Raw genomic sequence first — 15,902 nt, 5'->3', positions numbered from 1 at the left:
GTACCCCTTTCTTTATTTATTGGCTTTATAAAGAAATACTTTTTGGCAGCGATCATTGTCAAAGCAAACAATGCAAGGTTTTCGATCAAAAGGGTAGTACTCCATTCGAATAGGCACAATTTGTAACTGTGTTAGAAGGTGTTCATTCGTTTGAACTTCTTCCAACTTGATAAACGTTTCTGGTTCATGTTCTTCTTGATGGTACCCTAGAACAGAATAATTTTCGTCCTCTAGAAACTGTAAAAGCTCCAAGATAAGCCCCCTATGGTTGTCAAAAATTACTTTTCTCTTCTTATCATGCATTTGTTTCTTTTGAAATCCCTCCATAAAATAACGCCAAACTTCTTCACACTAAAGTGTCAGCTTACTAACACTTTACACTTTATTATATAAAAAAAGTATTGGTGCTTATTGGATATGTACCCTTTAACCAAATAACAAAACTGATCTGAATTATATTAATCATTTTCAAATAAGATTGTAACTCTTTATTAAAGGGATTCTATGATGAAGGAAATGAATAATGGAAAAGAATTGCTCATGTGAAATATTACCTAATTCTAGTTGTGATACTTGTGTGAAAGTAGTGATCATAACTAAGGTACACAGCCTCCTGAGATGCATTGACTTCCTAAAATATTAGAAATGGAAAAATGTGATTAAATATGAAAGATGTACTATATTTAAGGTTTAGGGAACATATGTTCTGTTAAAAACGAACAGTTTATGGTAATATCGTAAATAGATAACGTTCTACTTGAAGGTGGTCGGCTACCCTCTGGAGAAGGGAGGGGATGCCTTGAATGCGTATGAGGTCTTGATGGTACTATTCACTTTTGGGCTTTTCATGATCGCTACTCTAAGTTTCGTCGTGAAATTAGTATCTGAATTCTTGAAGAATAATAAAAAGTAGACCTCCCTTCAACAGCTAATTGGACGGGCGAGGTCTACTTTCATATAGGCCGATCCCTAATGGGAACGTTTATCTAGTGACCGTAGTTGCAGCTACGGTCATTTTTAATTTATGTTTTTATTACTTTTATATTACCATAGATACCAGTTTTATCACAATTAAAACTGTAGGTGCTTTACAGTAGAGATAGTTGGGACTAAAGAAGTCTTGAATACGGGAGAAGTGGAATGGATATGTCACAGAATCACAGATTGTTTTAAAAAATTTAACTTCTTTTGTCGAATTATAGCGAATGGGCCATATAAAAGTTACCTTCCTGCGTCTAGTTTGTTACGGTTATATATAAGGTGTTCTTATTTGTTGAAACAATTGCTTTTTTAAGTCAATTTTAAAGGAGAGGTTAGAATGGATTTAGAGTTAGAACAGGTAGAGAAGGTAACTGGAGTTGAGAAAGAAAAGGTATCTCCTGAAAAGCAACATTGTATTACAGCCTTAATTGGGTGGAGCTTACCTGCGATTGAGGCTTGTGACAAATTGAACCGACCTTTTATTGTGGTAGGACCACCTGATTTTCAGTCCTATGCAGAGAAACATGATATTCCGTTTATTGGTTGGGATTTTAATCGAATCAATGAAGACTCTGACCACTTGTATAAGCAATTAAAAGCATTTGGAGCAGAGCTTGCTGTGCCGCTGTACGAAGAATGTGTAGAATGGGCTGGAACGTTAAATGCACGTTTTCGCAATGATCCAAAAGTGTTTAATCGTTCATTACTCCTTCGTGATAAAGGGATGATGAAAAGGAAAGCACAAATTTCGGGCATTAAAGTCGGTGTTTTTGAAGAAGCTCATGATAAAGATGATGTTCGTCGTTTCTTAAAGCGTGTGAATGAAGCATTGTTAAAGCTTGAAGGTGATCCGAATGATCCTATTCATGTGAAGCCTATCGATAAAGCTGGTTCTGTGGGACATCGTGTTATTGATAAACCAGAAGCTATTGATTTATTGTCTGATCAAGATTTTCCATTATTAATGGAAAGTCATTTAGATGGTCAGGAATTTTCTTGTGAAGCTTTTGTTCATAAAGGTAAAGTTCAGTTTTTAAATATTACAGAGTACGTACGTTTGGGGTATTCGAATTTTGTACCTGCTTCTCCTGAGTTAGAGAGTAAACGTGAATTAATACATCAAGAAGTCCAAAAGCTCATTGATGCATTCGAAATTGAATATGGTGTAATTCATCCAGAGTATTTCATTATGCCGGATGGAACTCTTCACTTTGGAGAGGTTGCAGCACGAGTACCTGGTGGACATATTTTTGACCTGATTGAAAAGGCTTATGGATTTAGTGCTTATCAGGCTCAAATAATGTGTAGTGATCCAAACACCACCGAAGAAGAACTCAAAGAATTCTTCCCTGATTCTTATGAAGCGAAGAATGGCTATGCAGGATGTCTTATGGTTCACCCGCATGTGAACTATTTCAATACGTTAGATGTTCCAGAAGAGTTAGAAAATCACCCTTACTTTGAAAAGCATGATCTCATTATGCCGTCACAAGGAAAGGTTGCTGAACGAGTCGGATTTGGAAATCACTATGGAACCATCTTCTTAAATGGGACAGATAGTGAGGAAATGCTAGATCTGTTAAAGATGTACGAGAACTATAATTTCTATAAATAAGATAGGGTGTTTGCGTTTTTCTTAAGGAGGTTTAAGCGTTGTGCAAGAACAGTCCAATAAACTAGTTAATCGGTTTTCTAGATCTCTTGGAAAACTTCAAGAAGCCGCACCATATGCTAAATCTCTCTACCAACAGGATGTCTATCAAGAAGCTAAACGCTTACTGAAACATGAGGATGGTGTGGAGAAACTGTTTCAGTTCGCCCACCTCTTTGATGAAGCAGGGGTTTTTCATGATGGACCTTGGGAGAGGGCTGAGAAATTGCAGCCGCCACTAGTTGCTGGCTCATTACAAACTAAAGGCTTAACCAGTGTTATTGAAGTACTTAGCAATTTACGAATTTTAGCTATTTCAAATGGAAAATATGAGCATGATGTATTATCTGCTAATGAAGCAGAAGTGTTTTTGAATGAAGTGATTGCTCTTAACCTTGATTTATTATTTCCAAATGCTACAGAGAGTACAAGAATAGAAAGTGTAGAGAACAAAGAGGTATCTCATCAGTTATTACAATTTATTTCTATCTACCTATCACCTAAAGCACTTATTCAAACACTTACAAAAGAGATTGAAAGACTCACAGCTCAACGCCCCATTATGGTTACTCGAACAGTATCCATGATTAAAATGGCGAAAGAAATGCTGAATGCAGAAGCTTCAGTGCAGAATCGTGAAGACTTAGAAAAGCTCATTTCATCCATTGAAGGGCCATCACCATTAAGTAAGAAGTATCAAGATTTAAAAGCTTATCGAGTGAAATTGAAGGATGCTAAAGTGAAGGAATTACGTTCAGAATGTATAAGTCTCGCAAGTTCCATGAGGGAAACAGGGCTGGTATCTTCTCATCATGCTATCCTGTTACGCTTTCTAATAAGAAGGTATCCTCAACTTGTGCCAACTGCTTTACGTTTGTCAGATAAGGGGTTAGCCAATTTTGAAGAGCATTATGACTTAATCACCCAAATCATAAAGGTTGCCGTATATCCAGCTACAAGACAATGTATCTATGGTTTAGCTTGTATGCTTGAACGTGGTGTGCTCTCTTCTTCTCCAGTTATTCCTGGGTTGAAGCGTTTGATTGAGTTAGATATCAGGCCGGAAGTTCGAGAGGAATTGATACATTCCGTTAAGGAATCTGATGGTTTAACGGCAAATACTATTCTCTTATCAGGTGTGTTAAGTGTGCTTGGGCAACCGCTAGGAGTCGGCCAAGGATTAAACCCTACATGTCAGTCTGCTCGAGGGATCAGTTTGTGGGCGCAGCATGCACCAGGCTACTTGCTTGAATTAATACCAAGAGCTGCTCGAGACGGGGATATCGATTTCCGTTTTGAAGGAACTGTGATTCATTCTAAACATTTATCAGGTGGCTTAGCTCCAGATTTGCATACGGAGTTAGACCCTGTTTCTTTGGTATTAGTCCCACACTTAGATAAGATTTATAATGAAATGATGAAAAAAGTACTCCTGCGAGGAGAAGATGGACATCGATGGGTGAACCCTGCTTTTTATGGGGATTGGGTACAGACTGGATTTAGCACTGTTATAAATCCATTAACAGGAAGTGTGTCAGATCACTCTGGATTTGTTCGTTTATTCTATGCCACACACCATCCTGCTTACAACGATGATCATGATTTGATTTATCCGAATCCAGTGGGGATTTTCATAACAAATGTGCATGGAAAGCTTCTTGGGTTCCATGCTGTATCCATTCTGAGAGTCGCAGAAGATCCATCTGGAGACATGAGGGTGTACTTTTATAACCCGAATAATGATAGCTCTCAAAACTGGGGACAGGGGATAATCCCTACAGTTATGAACAATGGAGAAAAAGAAGGTGAATGCTCACTTAAATTCCATGAGTTTGCTTCAAGGCTATATGCGTTTCATTATAATCCTTATGAACAGGGAGAAGCCTTTGCAGTAGAACAGGAAGAAGTAAAAAAAGTAACAGAGCTTGCTCAATCATCCTGGGGGAAAGATTACTCATGGGTGAGTTACAAAGTATAAAAAGATAAGGCTATGAATAAGGTTAAGAAAGGCTAAATCGCTTGCGATTTAGCCTTTTTTATGAAGGAAGATTGGTGCTATTGGCCTATTTTTAAAAAAAGAGTAAACCTTTTTGCTGTAACAACGTCTATATAAATGAAATAAAAATAGGAGGTCATGAAAATGTTACAAGTCAAAAAGCTGGCTGTACTCATGATTAGTGTATTTACCTTAGTCATATTAGGAGCTTGTGGTTTTACTGTAGAGCAACATGAAGAAATGGGTGGGGGCGATACTGGAAATGAGCAGGGAACAATGCCTGCTGGTCAAGAAGCACCTGAACAAGAAGGCGTTTTGAAGGGGATTGAGTCTAAAGATGTTGTTGTCATCACAGTAGATGGGCAAGATGTTACGTACCGATTATCCGAAGATGCTAAAGCTCAAATTGAGAATGAGGATGTAAAAGATGGTGATGAGGTCACGTTTACAACTTACTCTATTGGTGATGATCGAGAAACGATTGATAAATTTATCATTAAATAAAAACGTTATCTATGGTGCATAATTTAGAGGTAAGTGGTATAACCTAATCCTTTAATGTTCACAATATCATTAAAGGAGGGATATCATGTCTTTTGATTATGCAAATTTATCTGAAGAAAAACTAAAGGATCTTAAGGAATTAGAGGATAAGCATGATGTTGTATTAATTGCTTTTGATTCCAAATATAAAGATAGAGCTGAAGAGTCAGTGAAATAAATAATCCTATACATTAAAATATGGTGTCCGTTCCTTATTTAACTTGAAACTTAACACAATAAATAAGGAGCAGACACCTTTTTTTACAAAATCGTTAATCCCTAGAACGGATTCGTCGCCCACTGTAAGGACTGTTTAATGAATATACGAGGGTGTAACTTCAGTTGAGACACCATATACTCCGCCATATCCTCAGGCTGCATGAATTTTTCTTTATCCTGTTCATCAAGTTTATCTCCAAAAGCTAGTTCTGTAGCGACAAGGCTAGGGTTAAGCGTAAATACGCGAATGTTATTTTTGCGTACTTCTTGCATAAGTGCTTCAGTCATACCTTGTATAGCGAATTTGGATGCACTATAGGAAGTTGAACCAGCAGTGCCTTTCAATCCATTACTTGATGAGATATTGATGATATCTCCTTGATCTTTTTCAATCATTTGCGGTAAAACAGCGCGTGTAACGTGATAGGTACCATAAACATTAACCTCAAATGTTCGTTTCCAGTCTTCTGGGTCGATCTCTAAGAAAGATCCATGTAAACCAATCCCTGCATTATTGATCAGAATATCAGCAGAGCCAAGATTTTGTTGTAAATTAGCCACTGCTTGATTTACTTGCTCCATATCAGCAATGTCCGCTGTCTCATAGCTGGCGTTAACGCCAAGTGCTTTTGCTTCTTCTGCAACTTCTTTTAGCTTACTTTCCGTACGAGCAATTAATCCTACATGTACACCTTCTTTAGCAAACTCCAGTGCAGTAGAGCGTCCGATTCCACTGCCAGCACCTGTGATATATGCAACTTTGCCTCTTATATCTTGTCCCATGGTTCAACTCCCTTTCTTTATTTCTTAAGGATAAGTGTAAGGTTTGGAAAGTGGAGATTCAAAGATAACGGTTTACTCATCAGACCCTAGGAAAAATAATCATGTATAATGCAGGGTACAATAGATACATGTGAAAGGTGGTCTTTAAACGATGAATGTAAAAATGGAGTTAACCTATAAATCACCAAAAGGGACGGAAACAACATTTATTTCTGAAGAGATGTTAGCGGGTAAAGCGCTCGTATTAGCTGAAGATATTGAAAAGACAGGGCGAATGAAAGATGTAACCTTTATTGATTCTAAAGAACATACATGGAACCTAAAAGAACTAAAAGAGCTTATGAAAGGAATACAAACAGAACCACATCACATTAAACTCTATTTTGATGGTGGATATAATCTTGAAACACGAAACTCAGGGCTGGGATGTGTAATTTACTATGAGCAGAGTGGGAAGTCGTATCGATTGAGAAAAAATGCTCAAGTGCAAGAGCTAGAATCGAATAACGAAGCTGAATACGCAGCCCTTCATCTTGGCCTGCAAGAATTAGAGTTTTTAGGAGTGGAACACCAATCAGTAGAAGTGATCGGTGATTCTAAAGTTGTTATTAATCAATTAACAGACGAATGGCCTGTACTAGAAGAAGAGTTATCTAGATGGGCAGATCGGATTGAAGAGAAGATGGGGGAGATCAATATAACTCCAGAATATAATGCTGTTTCTCGAAAAGAAAACAATGAGGCTGATAGGCTAGCCTCTCAAGCTTTAAAGGGTGTGGAAGTATCGAGTACGATTGAGATCACGTGAAAAAAACATTTAAAAAAGCACCTGCATAAACTTGCAGGTGCTTTACTTTAGACATGAAGATTACTCGACAAAAACGGGGAGTGACAGGCACTCCTTTAAGCGGATAGTGCTGGTATGTGATTTTTCTTCAAATAATGTTGATACAGTCCGACTGCAACCAAGATTAGCAAGCCAATCATAGAAATGATTATATTGTGATAGACAAGCATAATCCCAGCAGTAAATAAAAGGATGCGTTCGATTGCTCCTGCTTTCTTAAAGAAGAATCCCATCATGGATGCGCTTATTCCAGCCATACCTAATAATGCGGTTAATAAAGCTGGAGTAACGGTAGCAAAGTTTGCGCCATCCTGGAGAACTAAAACAGGATTTGAAACGAAAGCATAAGGAATAATAAAGGCAGCTATGGCTAATTTTACTGCATTTACCCCTGATTTCATTGGGTTTGCTCCGGCTATTCCGGCACCTGCATATGCTGCAAGACAAACAGGTGGGGTTATATCTGCAATAATCCCAAAATAAAACACAAACAAGTGAACAGCGATAACCGGAATATCAGGGAATGCTTGAAGGATTGCAGGAGCAGCCATGGAGGCAGTAACCACATAATTCGCTGTAGTTGGCAATCCCATTCCTAAGACAATACTTGCAATCATTGTGAAAAAGAGAATTAAAAAGAATTGTCCCTGAGCTAGTTCAACAATTCCTCCTGCAATTTTTCCACCTAAGCCAGTTAATGTGACAATTCCAACAACAATTCCCGCAGTCGCACAAGCTGCAATAACTGGTAACGCTGCTCGTGCTCCTTTCTCAAGGGTTTCTAAAATTCCTCTAAAGGAGAGACGTGTTTCTTTTCTAAAAAAGCTAACAACGAAAGCTGTTACAATTCCCCACAAAGCAGCAAAAGTGGCTGTTTTTCCTGATAATAAAGTTCCGATAATCACGATTAGCGGAAGCAATAAATCTAATTTTTTTGTGAGGTCTGTTAATTTAGGAAGCTCCTCTTTGCTAACTCCTAAAATCCCTTGCTTTTTTGCTTCAAAATGTGTTCCAAAAAAGATCCCTGAGAAGTATAAAGCTGCTGGTATGATGGCGATCAGAATGACTTGGCTATATGTAGTTCCAGTATATTCAGCCATTATAAATGCGGCTGCCCCCATAATGGGAGGCATAAGTTGTCCTCCTGTTGATGCAGAGGCTTCTGCTGCAGCTGAAAATTCGGGTTTGAACTTTGCGCGCTTCATCATAGGGATTGTAAATGAACCTGAACCTACTGTATTAGCAACGGAGCTACCGGTAACCATTCCTTGAAGGGCACTTGCTACAACAGCTGCCTTTGCAGTTCCCCCAGTAAATCTCCCTGTTAATCCAAAAGCAAGCTCATTAAAAAACATCCCTATATTCGTTTTGACTAACATCACACCAAAGAATAAAAACAAAAAGATATACTGTGATGAAATTTGAATAGGGATCCCAAATATAGCATTCGTTTTAAAGAACAGTTCAGTACTTAGACTGCTCCAATCAAACCCAGCATGTCCGAAAATAGGAATACCCTTGCCCCATAATCCGTATGCAATAAAAATACTAGCAATAACAACTATTGGTAAACCAACGGCTCGCCTGGTTGCTTCCAACAGAAGAACAATAGCAATTGTAGCAACAACGATATCCGTATTGTTATAACCCATAATAATGGCTTTACTTACAATTCGATTATAATTGAAGACTATATAATAATTCGTAAACATGGCGGCAAAGGCTAGTATGACATCATACCATGCTATGCCACGGTGTTTGATTAATGTTTTTTTAGCCGGATACAATAAAAAAATTAGGCCGAGGCCTGTACCTAAATGTATCGGCCCTTGAATTTGTGAAGGATAAACTCCTCGTAATCCAGTGAATAGATGGAAAAAAGTAAGGGATATCCCAATAAAAGAAATGATCCAGGCCCACTTGCCTAAATTCGTTCGATAGGCATGTTCTTTATCATATTTAGATAGCAAGTCTTGTTGATTAACATTCTGTGTTTCTGACAAACTTTCTTCACCGCCTTATTAATAGAAGAAATTAATAAAAAGCAAAAGGTTACACACATGATAAGTAATCAGTAATTAATTATCATGTGTGTTATAGATTTTAAACTAGATTTTATACTCGACTCTCTTTATTTCAACAGTCCAATTTCTTTGAAATACTTCTTTGCTCCTGGGTGCATTTTTAAGTCTTCAGAACCTTTGAGTGCGTTTTCTTTGGAAATATATTTTGCTTGTGAATGTGAAATTTCATCAGCATGTTCATATAATGCCTTTGTAATTTTATATCCGAGTTCTTTACTCACTTGATCCGTTGAACCTACTAAGATGGCATAGGCTGTGATCGTATGTGCTGGTTTCTCTAACCATTCGTATGAGTCAGCTGAAATTTCTAGAGGTTTGTATTTTGTGTTTTCCTGAATCTTTTTCAAAGCATCTCCTTTGATTTCAAGGAATTTAACATCTTTGGTTTGAGCATGTAATTCATTAATTGAAGATGCTGGGAGTCCTAAGAAACCAAAAGTTGCATCAATTTGACCATCCTGGAGTTTTTTCTTTGCGTCACCAAAGCCTTCTTCATAAGCTTTATAATCACCATCTTTAAGACCATGTGCTGCTAAAATGGCTTTTGCGGCTGCTTGGGTACCACTTCCTGGAGGTCCAATCGCCACTTTTTTACCTTTAAGGTCTGCTATTGATTCTACTCCTGTAGACTCCAATGTAATAACTTGCATGATTTCTGGATAGATTTGTCCCATGAATCCGAAGTTTTCCACTTTTATCCCATCAAATTCACCTTTACCTGCTTGAGCATTTTGAGCAGGAATATGAACAGTCATCCCCAGCTGTAACTCGCCACGGCCAATTCGTGAAATGTTGTCTACTGAAGCTCCTGTTGAAACAGCGCTTACATTAAAGTCTTTCTCATCTACATTTTTATTAAGTATGGTAGACATCTCTGTTCCCAGTGGATAATAGGTACCACCTGTACTTCCGGTACCTAGCTGTAGGTCCTTAACAAAATCACCTTGATCACTTTCTTTACTTGCACTACCTTCACTAGATTCGCCACAAGCAGTAAGAACCGTTTGAATCGTAAATAACAGTATCAAACCTAAAAGCCATTTCTTTTTTGTCATAAATATTCCTCCTACCGTTTTTTTCTTTTTAGGTACCCTTTGTAAAGAAATGAGTGCCAACAACTATAAACCACCGGATGGATTTTGAATGATGTGTTTCTTAATTTTTCATTCATGAAATTATTATTTCGTTAATGGCCAAAAAAATAATGTTTCCCGATGGCTCCTAATATAGTTACTAAAAAATTTGAAGAAAGCTATACATTATAGTAGTTGAATGTGAAATTATTGTTTCATAAAATTCTTAAAATTTCAATATCTAAAGTTACACTTAAACATTTAATTTTTTAACCAAACAGATTAATCTAAAAAGGGAATTTTTCAATTCCCAGATGAGCTATTTTATGAAAATATCAAAGTGATTCCAGGTTTCTTCTAACTGTTTTAGACGCTCTTGAAAATCCTTCGTCTTATGCTTGCCAACATAGGTAACTAAAGCATTAATTAGGCTTAGTGGTGCAACAAAGGAGTCAAGAAATGTTGGCATTTTAGTAGAAGCTACAAGTGAATAATCTACATAAGGGACGAGCGGAGACAATAAATGATCGGTAATTGCGACAGTAGAAGCGCCTTTTTCTCTAGCATATTGAATAATATCAATCGTGCTTTTGGTGTATCTGGCAAAACTCATACCAATCACTACATCATTCTCGTTAAGTGTATTTAAGCTTTCTGTTTTGGTTTCGATGGTTTGTATTAACTCGGTATTCCCCAAAATCATATTTAAGTAATATTGAAGAAAAACCCCTAATGACAAGGCACTTCGATTAGCTACAATAAATACTCTATCAGCATTAAGAAGAATATCTACAATCTGATGAAACGAATGTAAGTCCAATTTTTCCATGGTTGTTTTGATATTCGTCATATCATCTTGGAAAATTTCATAGATCCCTTTTTCTTCGTCATCGTAGACCTGAGTGGACATTTCTAATCTTTCGTAGGTCGTTAATTGCTGCTGTACAGATTGCTGCAATTGCTGCTGAAGTTCAGGGTACCCGGAAAAGCCTAGGAAATTGGCAAATCTAACGGTTGTTGCTTCACTTACTCCAGACAATTTTGCTAATTTGGCAACGTTTAGAAAAGGTGCCGTATTAGGATTTTCTAGGATGTATGTAGCTATCCTTTTTTGGGATTTACTCATTTCAGGAATTTTAGCCGAAATATGCTGATAGACATTTTGCATGATTAATTAACCTCCGAAAATTTCAGAATAAAGAAATATGGGTGAAATTATATATTCTTGGTTAAAAAGATAACACAAAAGAGGTTCTACATACTAGTGGACTTGTATTCAAGAGAAATTAGTTACTGCAATTCAGAAGTAAAGTTATAGGAGAATCTTTTTATTTAATTGTGAAATAAAAATTTCATTCAATATTATTACGTGAAATTATTATTGAAATTTATTTGGTGCTCAGATATATTGGAAAATAACCATAAATCATCTATTTTTTTAGTTTGAAATGAAATAAAAATTTCATATTTTTTATAAATATCTAATCTTTATTGTGAAAATAAATGGAAAGCGAGAGGTGTAATCGATGGAAAATCTAACATTGGAAAATGCTTATACAAAACTGAAAGAAAGAACACCTAAGTCACAAGCTTTTATTGAGGAGTCAAAGGAAATTATCCCTGGAGGAGTGACAGCTAATATAAAATTTTTCGACCCTTATCCCATAGTCATGGAAAGTGGGAAAGGTGCGTATTTAACAGATTTGGATGGAAATCAATACATTGATTATCTCCTATCTTACGGAGCTTTAATGCTTGGTCATGGTCACCCATCTATATCTAAAGCGATTCATAATCAATTAGAAGAAGATGGAACAGCCCTCTTTGGCACACCACATCAACTTGAACTACAAATGGGGAAAAAAATTCAACAATATTATCCAACCATGGAGATGCTTCGGTATACAAATTCAGGGACTGAAGCAACACTTTTGGCCATTCGTATGGCGTACGCTTTTACAGGAAAATATAAAATTGCCAAAATAGAAGGGCACTATCACGGTGGTTACAATAATGTCTTGCTTAGTGTGAACCCACCAGTCGCAGAAGCGGGACCAGAGCATGAGCCAAAGGGTATCTTTGAGTCTAAAGGAATAGAACCTGAACAAGCAGAAAATACAATTGTATTACCATTCAATAATCTTGATGCATGTGCAGAAATATTGAAGAAGAATAAAGATGAAATCGCAGCGGTCATGCTGGAGCCTGTACAATCTGGTTTTATCCCGGCTGAACAATCCTTTATGGAAGGATTACGCAAGATCACAGAAGAATTAGGAATACTCTTGATTTTCGATGAGGTGAAGACCGGTTTCCGTATGGGTATTGGTGGAGCTCAATCGGTGTACGGTATAAAGCCTGACATTACTACTTTAGGTAAAGTCATTGGTGGAGGCTTTCCAGTAGGTATTATTGGTGGTAAGAAAGAAATCATGATGGTTAGCGCTCCAATAGCTGAATCTGATGTATTTGATAGTAGTACAAGTACGAAATCAAGCGCGAAGGATGTACTCTTCCATAGTGGTACGTATAATGGCCACCCTACCATTTTGTCTGCAGGCTTAGCCGTGTTAAACGTTCTAGAGCAAGAAATGGATCAAGTGATGTCGAATACTGAAAAATTAAAAAATGGAATAAGTGAGTTATTTGCTTCTAAAGGTATTGCCATGCAAACACTAGGATTAGGTTCCATTTTTAACATTATCATTACAGAAAAAGATCATGTTCGTAATTACCGTGATCTTCAAGAATCGAACTTTTCTTTACGCAAAAAGATTGATTTTCATCTCCTTAACGAAGGGGTTTATACGAAGCCATTAAATCGATATAGTATGTCTACTGCTCATGGAGATAAAGAAATTAATGATACTCTTGAAGCGTTTGATCGAGTTTTATCCAATAAGATTTAATGTTTGTGAGGCATCATTAAGCTACTATTCCAGCGGCTATTCGTTGAAAAAGCTAGGACGAACTTAAAATATAATAAATTCACCTTGATTTCATGTCTTTTGTTATAGGTGCGATAGCCAAAAAGACCTCCGCTCAGTTTAAAGTAGAGCGGGGGTCTTTTTGTTGATGTCGAGAAAATTGATGGTATATAAAACAGGTTAAATCTTTACTCTTTTTAGAATGGGACAGAATTCCCTCTAAGAAGGAGTATGTAATCTGAAAGTAGAAAGTAATAGAAACTATAAAAAGACAGAGGTGCAGTAATATATGAAGAGAAACGATTACAAGATTGTAACAATACCAGAATACAGAGTGATTGGGATGAAGTGGGAGGGACCTTACTCGGAGGTTCAACATTTGAAGGAAGTTATAGCTACTGTGAGTGATCGTTTGAAAGAGTTAGAATATGCTGTTAATCCAAAACTTCAATTAGGCTTGTCTTATCATCTACGAAAAGATGGATTTGTCCATTATTCAGGATATGAAGTCACTGACGATCAAGTTATTCCTAACGGTATGATCGAATTCCAAGTTCCAGAGATGACTTACTTAATCGCGGAACATGAAAAGGGGCAGAATATTGGTCAGTCCTATGAAGATATATATCAATGGATTCAAGAGAACGGGTATGTTCCTTTTCAAGAGAAAGAGGTAGAGTACTATGATAAGTTACCGATCAAACATGAAGGCTATCCAGTTGATCGGGAGTTAGAAGACCCTCATTTTGATATATTGGTTCCTGTATTAAAAGAATAATAGAAAGGGTGAGCAATTTATTGCTCACCTGAAAATAGTTCAATAAACCTTATCTCCATTAAATATAGAGTTCTTCACGACAACATAATCTACGTGACGAATTGCATCCAACGTGCTGCCCCCAGCATAGGAGATTGCGGACTGAAGATCTTGCTCCATTTCTTCTAAAGTGTCTTTTAAAGATCCCTTATGCTCAACGTACATTTTCTTTCCTTCTACGTTTTTCTTTTCACCTTTTTGGAATTCGGAAGCGGAACCGAAGTATTCTTTATATAACTTACCGTCTTTTTCAATTGTTTCTCCAGGGGATTCTTCGTGCCCTGCAAAAAGCGAACCGATCATGACCATCGAAGCTCCAAAGCGGATTGATTTTGCAACATCCCCATGTGTTCGAATGCCACCATCTGCAATAATAGGTTTACTAGCTGCTTTTGCACACCAACGGAGCGCTGCTAGCTGCCAGCCACCTGTGCCAAATCCTGTTTTAATCTTTGTTCAGTTAACTTTTTATCTATTATTACTTAAGTGTAGACAATAACTATTAAAAGGCTTTATTGCTAGTTATATATATTGTGGATAATCTTTTGACTTTATATTATAAGATATAGTTATATTATATATGTAATAGTTTATGAAGATTTGGCAATATGTAAAAAGAGATGGTACCAATTACTTTAAACAATTAGAAAGTTATATATATTCATATAGTGTATGACTTTTAGTAGTTGATTTATCTAATTCTAATAATTAGTTATTATATTATGTAAGTATTGCTAGAATACATCAGTAAACAGGGGAAGAGTGGTGACTTAATGTCAAGAAGGGATAAAGCATGTAGTATTAGGATAAGTAAGTGCCAGTATTATAAAGGAAATAAAGAGTGGGTACATAGATGGTATGTCACTGAGGATGGATTACCCATGCAAGATGTTAATAATTTTTTATTAGAGAAAGCAGATGGTTCTCTTTCTACATCAGAGAAATACGGTTATGTGATAGCAGCATACCTTCGTTTTTTAAAAGAACTGGAAGTGCATTACACGGAGGTGGACAGAGAAGTTTCGAAACTGTATATTAGAAAGCTCCTTCTTTGGTCCCCATCAAACAGTAGTGTTTTAAGTTCTAAAGAAACGCAAAAATCTTTTTCAGCATTAAAGACTATAGTATATTCTTTAGCAAATTTCTATGATTATTTAATTACAGCAAATAAAACTTCCATAAATCCTTTTTACGTTCCTAGTAAGGGAAGGAAGAATAACGCTGAAGCATTCTTAAATGGTATAGTCAGTAATAGAGATTCAGAAAAAACTATACTTTCCAGAAACCTTACATACAAAGAGACTAGACATTGGTTAAAATGGTACACTACAGCTGAAATAGAAATGATTTGTTCCACTTTTAATAGATACAGGGATAAAGTGATTTTCTTAATTTCCATTGAAACAGGAATGCGGATAGGTGAAATTCTCGGGCTACGACTATCATCATTTGATTATAACAAGCAGCTTTTAATTATAAAAGACACCGAGAACACAGAAAATGATACAGGAGCCAAAACAGGTGGGCGAATAGTTCCAATTAGCCCACTTCTGTCTTCAGTTATTTTATTTTACCTTGAATCTGAACGTATTGAGGTTGCATCCCATGATGAATCTAATGAACATTATCTCTTTTTAACACATCAAGGCCCAACAAAAGGAAAGGCAATGGGTACCAGGAATTACTTGCGTATATTGAAAAGTGCTGGTAAAAGGGCAGGTTTTGAAGAAAGTGAAATGCGTACACATAGTGGTAGGAGCACGACGATCCAAAGATTACTTGAATTAATTGATGAAGGCGTTCCTGGAGTAAGTATAAAGTTTATGGAGGAGGTCCTCGGGCTACAAGAGCGCTCTTTTAAACACTATAAAAAGTCGCTCAAAGCTAGATATAAATCCAAAACTAAAGAAGTATTGGACAGCCGTACTCCTTTGCAATCGTTAAAGTCTTTGCAACCACAAAAGCAAATTGAAGAGTAATA

General features: G+C 36.8%; 14 protein-coding genes and 1 pseudogene. 9 read left to right on the top strand and 6 right to left on the bottom strand.

The window, feature by feature from the left end; genetic code table 11:
- Window positions 1-12: 12 nt before the first annotated feature.
- Entirely contained in the window at window positions 13-252 is a 240-nt protein-coding gene (locus GS400_RS12575) for a hypothetical protein (protein WP_160102269.1), read from the bottom strand.
- A gap of 511 nt (window positions 253-763) precedes the next feature.
- Between GS400_RS12575 and GS400_RS20490 the strand changes: the two genes are divergently transcribed.
- From GS400_RS20490 to GS400_RS20335, 5 genes are all read left to right on the top strand, one after another.
- Window positions 764-913, top strand: a complete 150-nt coding sequence (locus tag GS400_RS20490; protein ID WP_370519799.1) for a putative holin-like toxin — start codon at window positions 764-766, stop codon at window positions 911-913.
- Window positions 914-1,318: 405 nt separating this feature from the next.
- Window positions 1,319-2,596 carry an ATP-grasp domain-containing protein gene (locus GS400_RS12570; protein WP_160102267.1) on the top strand — a complete coding sequence of 426 codons (1,278 nt, stop codon included), beginning with the start codon at window positions 1,319-1,321 and terminating at the stop codon, window positions 2,594-2,596.
- 40 nt (window positions 2,597-2,636) lie between these two features.
- Window positions 2,637-4,610 (top strand): hypothetical protein, encoded by a 1,974-nt coding sequence (locus GS400_RS12565; RefSeq protein ID WP_160102265.1) that lies wholly within the window; start codon window positions 2,637-2,639, stop codon window positions 4,608-4,610.
- A gap of 162 nt (window positions 4,611-4,772) precedes the next feature.
- The gene (locus GS400_RS12560) at window positions 4,773-5,132 is read left to right on the top strand and encodes a hypothetical protein (RefSeq protein ID WP_160102263.1); all 360 of its coding nucleotides are present in this window, start codon (window positions 4,773-4,775) and stop codon (window positions 5,130-5,132) included.
- 85 nt (window positions 5,133-5,217) lie between these two features.
- Window positions 5,218-5,349: a hypothetical protein gene (locus GS400_RS20335; protein WP_255454137.1), complete on the top strand. Its 132-nt coding sequence runs from the start codon at window positions 5,218-5,220 to the stop codon at window positions 5,347-5,349.
- Between the two features lie 101 nt (window positions 5,350-5,450).
- On the opposite strand, the gene GS400_RS12555 is transcribed toward GS400_RS20335, so the two are convergent.
- On the bottom strand, window positions 5,451-6,173 hold the full coding sequence (locus GS400_RS12555; RefSeq protein ID WP_160102261.1) for a 3-ketoacyl-ACP reductase: 723 nt from the start codon (window positions 6,171-6,173) through the stop codon (window positions 5,451-5,453).
- Between the two features lie 151 nt (window positions 6,174-6,324).
- Between GS400_RS12555 and GS400_RS12550 the strand changes: the two genes are divergently transcribed.
- A complete protein-coding gene (locus GS400_RS12550) occupies window positions 6,325-6,981 on the top strand; it encodes a reverse transcriptase-like protein (RefSeq protein WP_160102259.1) in 657 nt (218 codons plus the stop codon).
- A 95-nt stretch (window positions 6,982-7,076) separates the two neighbouring features.
- Here the strand turns inward: GS400_RS12550 and GS400_RS12545 are convergent, their stop codons facing one another.
- The 3 genes from GS400_RS12545 to GS400_RS12535 form a co-directional block, all read right to left on the bottom strand.
- Window positions 7,077-9,023 (bottom strand): TRAP transporter permease, encoded by a 1,947-nt coding sequence (locus GS400_RS12545; RefSeq protein ID WP_160102257.1) that lies wholly within the window; start codon window positions 9,021-9,023, stop codon window positions 7,077-7,079.
- 128 nt (window positions 9,024-9,151) lie between these two features.
- Entirely contained in the window at window positions 9,152-10,159 is a 1,008-nt protein-coding gene (locus GS400_RS12540; RefSeq protein ID WP_160102255.1) for a TAXI family TRAP transporter solute-binding subunit, read from the bottom strand.
- Between the two features lie 337 nt (window positions 10,160-10,496).
- The gene (locus GS400_RS12535) at window positions 10,497-11,345 is read right to left on the bottom strand and encodes a MurR/RpiR family transcriptional regulator (RefSeq protein ID WP_160102253.1); all 849 of its coding nucleotides are present in this window, start codon (window positions 11,343-11,345) and stop codon (window positions 10,497-10,499) included.
- Window positions 11,346-11,703: 358 nt separating this feature from the next.
- Here GS400_RS12535 and GS400_RS12530 point away from each other — a divergent pair, with 358 nt between their 5' ends.
- Together GS400_RS12530 and GS400_RS12525 are read left to right on the top strand one after the other, a co-directional pair.
- Window positions 11,704-13,086, top strand: a complete 1,383-nt coding sequence (locus GS400_RS12530) for an aspartate aminotransferase family protein (RefSeq protein ID WP_160102251.1) — start codon at window positions 11,704-11,706, stop codon at window positions 13,084-13,086.
- A gap of 307 nt (window positions 13,087-13,393) precedes the next feature.
- Window positions 13,394-13,882, top strand: coding sequence for a GyrI-like domain-containing protein (locus tag GS400_RS12525; RefSeq protein ID WP_160102249.1), 489 nt, complete (start codon window positions 13,394-13,396; stop codon window positions 13,880-13,882).
- A gap of 39 nt (window positions 13,883-13,921) precedes the next feature.
- Here the strand turns inward: GS400_RS12525 and GS400_RS12520 are convergent.
- A pseudogene (locus GS400_RS12520) lies at window positions 13,922-14,377 on the bottom strand (IMP dehydrogenase); the annotation flags it as partial.
- Between the two features lie 425 nt (window positions 14,378-14,802).
- Between GS400_RS12520 and GS400_RS12515 the strand changes: the two are divergent.
- Window positions 14,803-15,900, top strand: coding sequence for a tyrosine-type recombinase/integrase (locus tag GS400_RS12515; RefSeq protein ID WP_160102247.1), 1,098 nt, complete (start codon window positions 14,803-14,805; stop codon window positions 15,898-15,900).
- Window positions 15,901-15,902 lie beyond the last annotated feature (2 nt).

Source organism: Pontibacillus sp. HMF3514 (assembly GCF_009858175.1).
In the GTDB taxonomy this organism is placed as follows: Bacteria; Bacillota; Bacilli; order Bacillales; family BH030062; genus Pontibacillus.
Note: the sequence above shows the minus strand (reverse complement) of the source record. Positions and strands in the feature narration are given on the sequence as shown.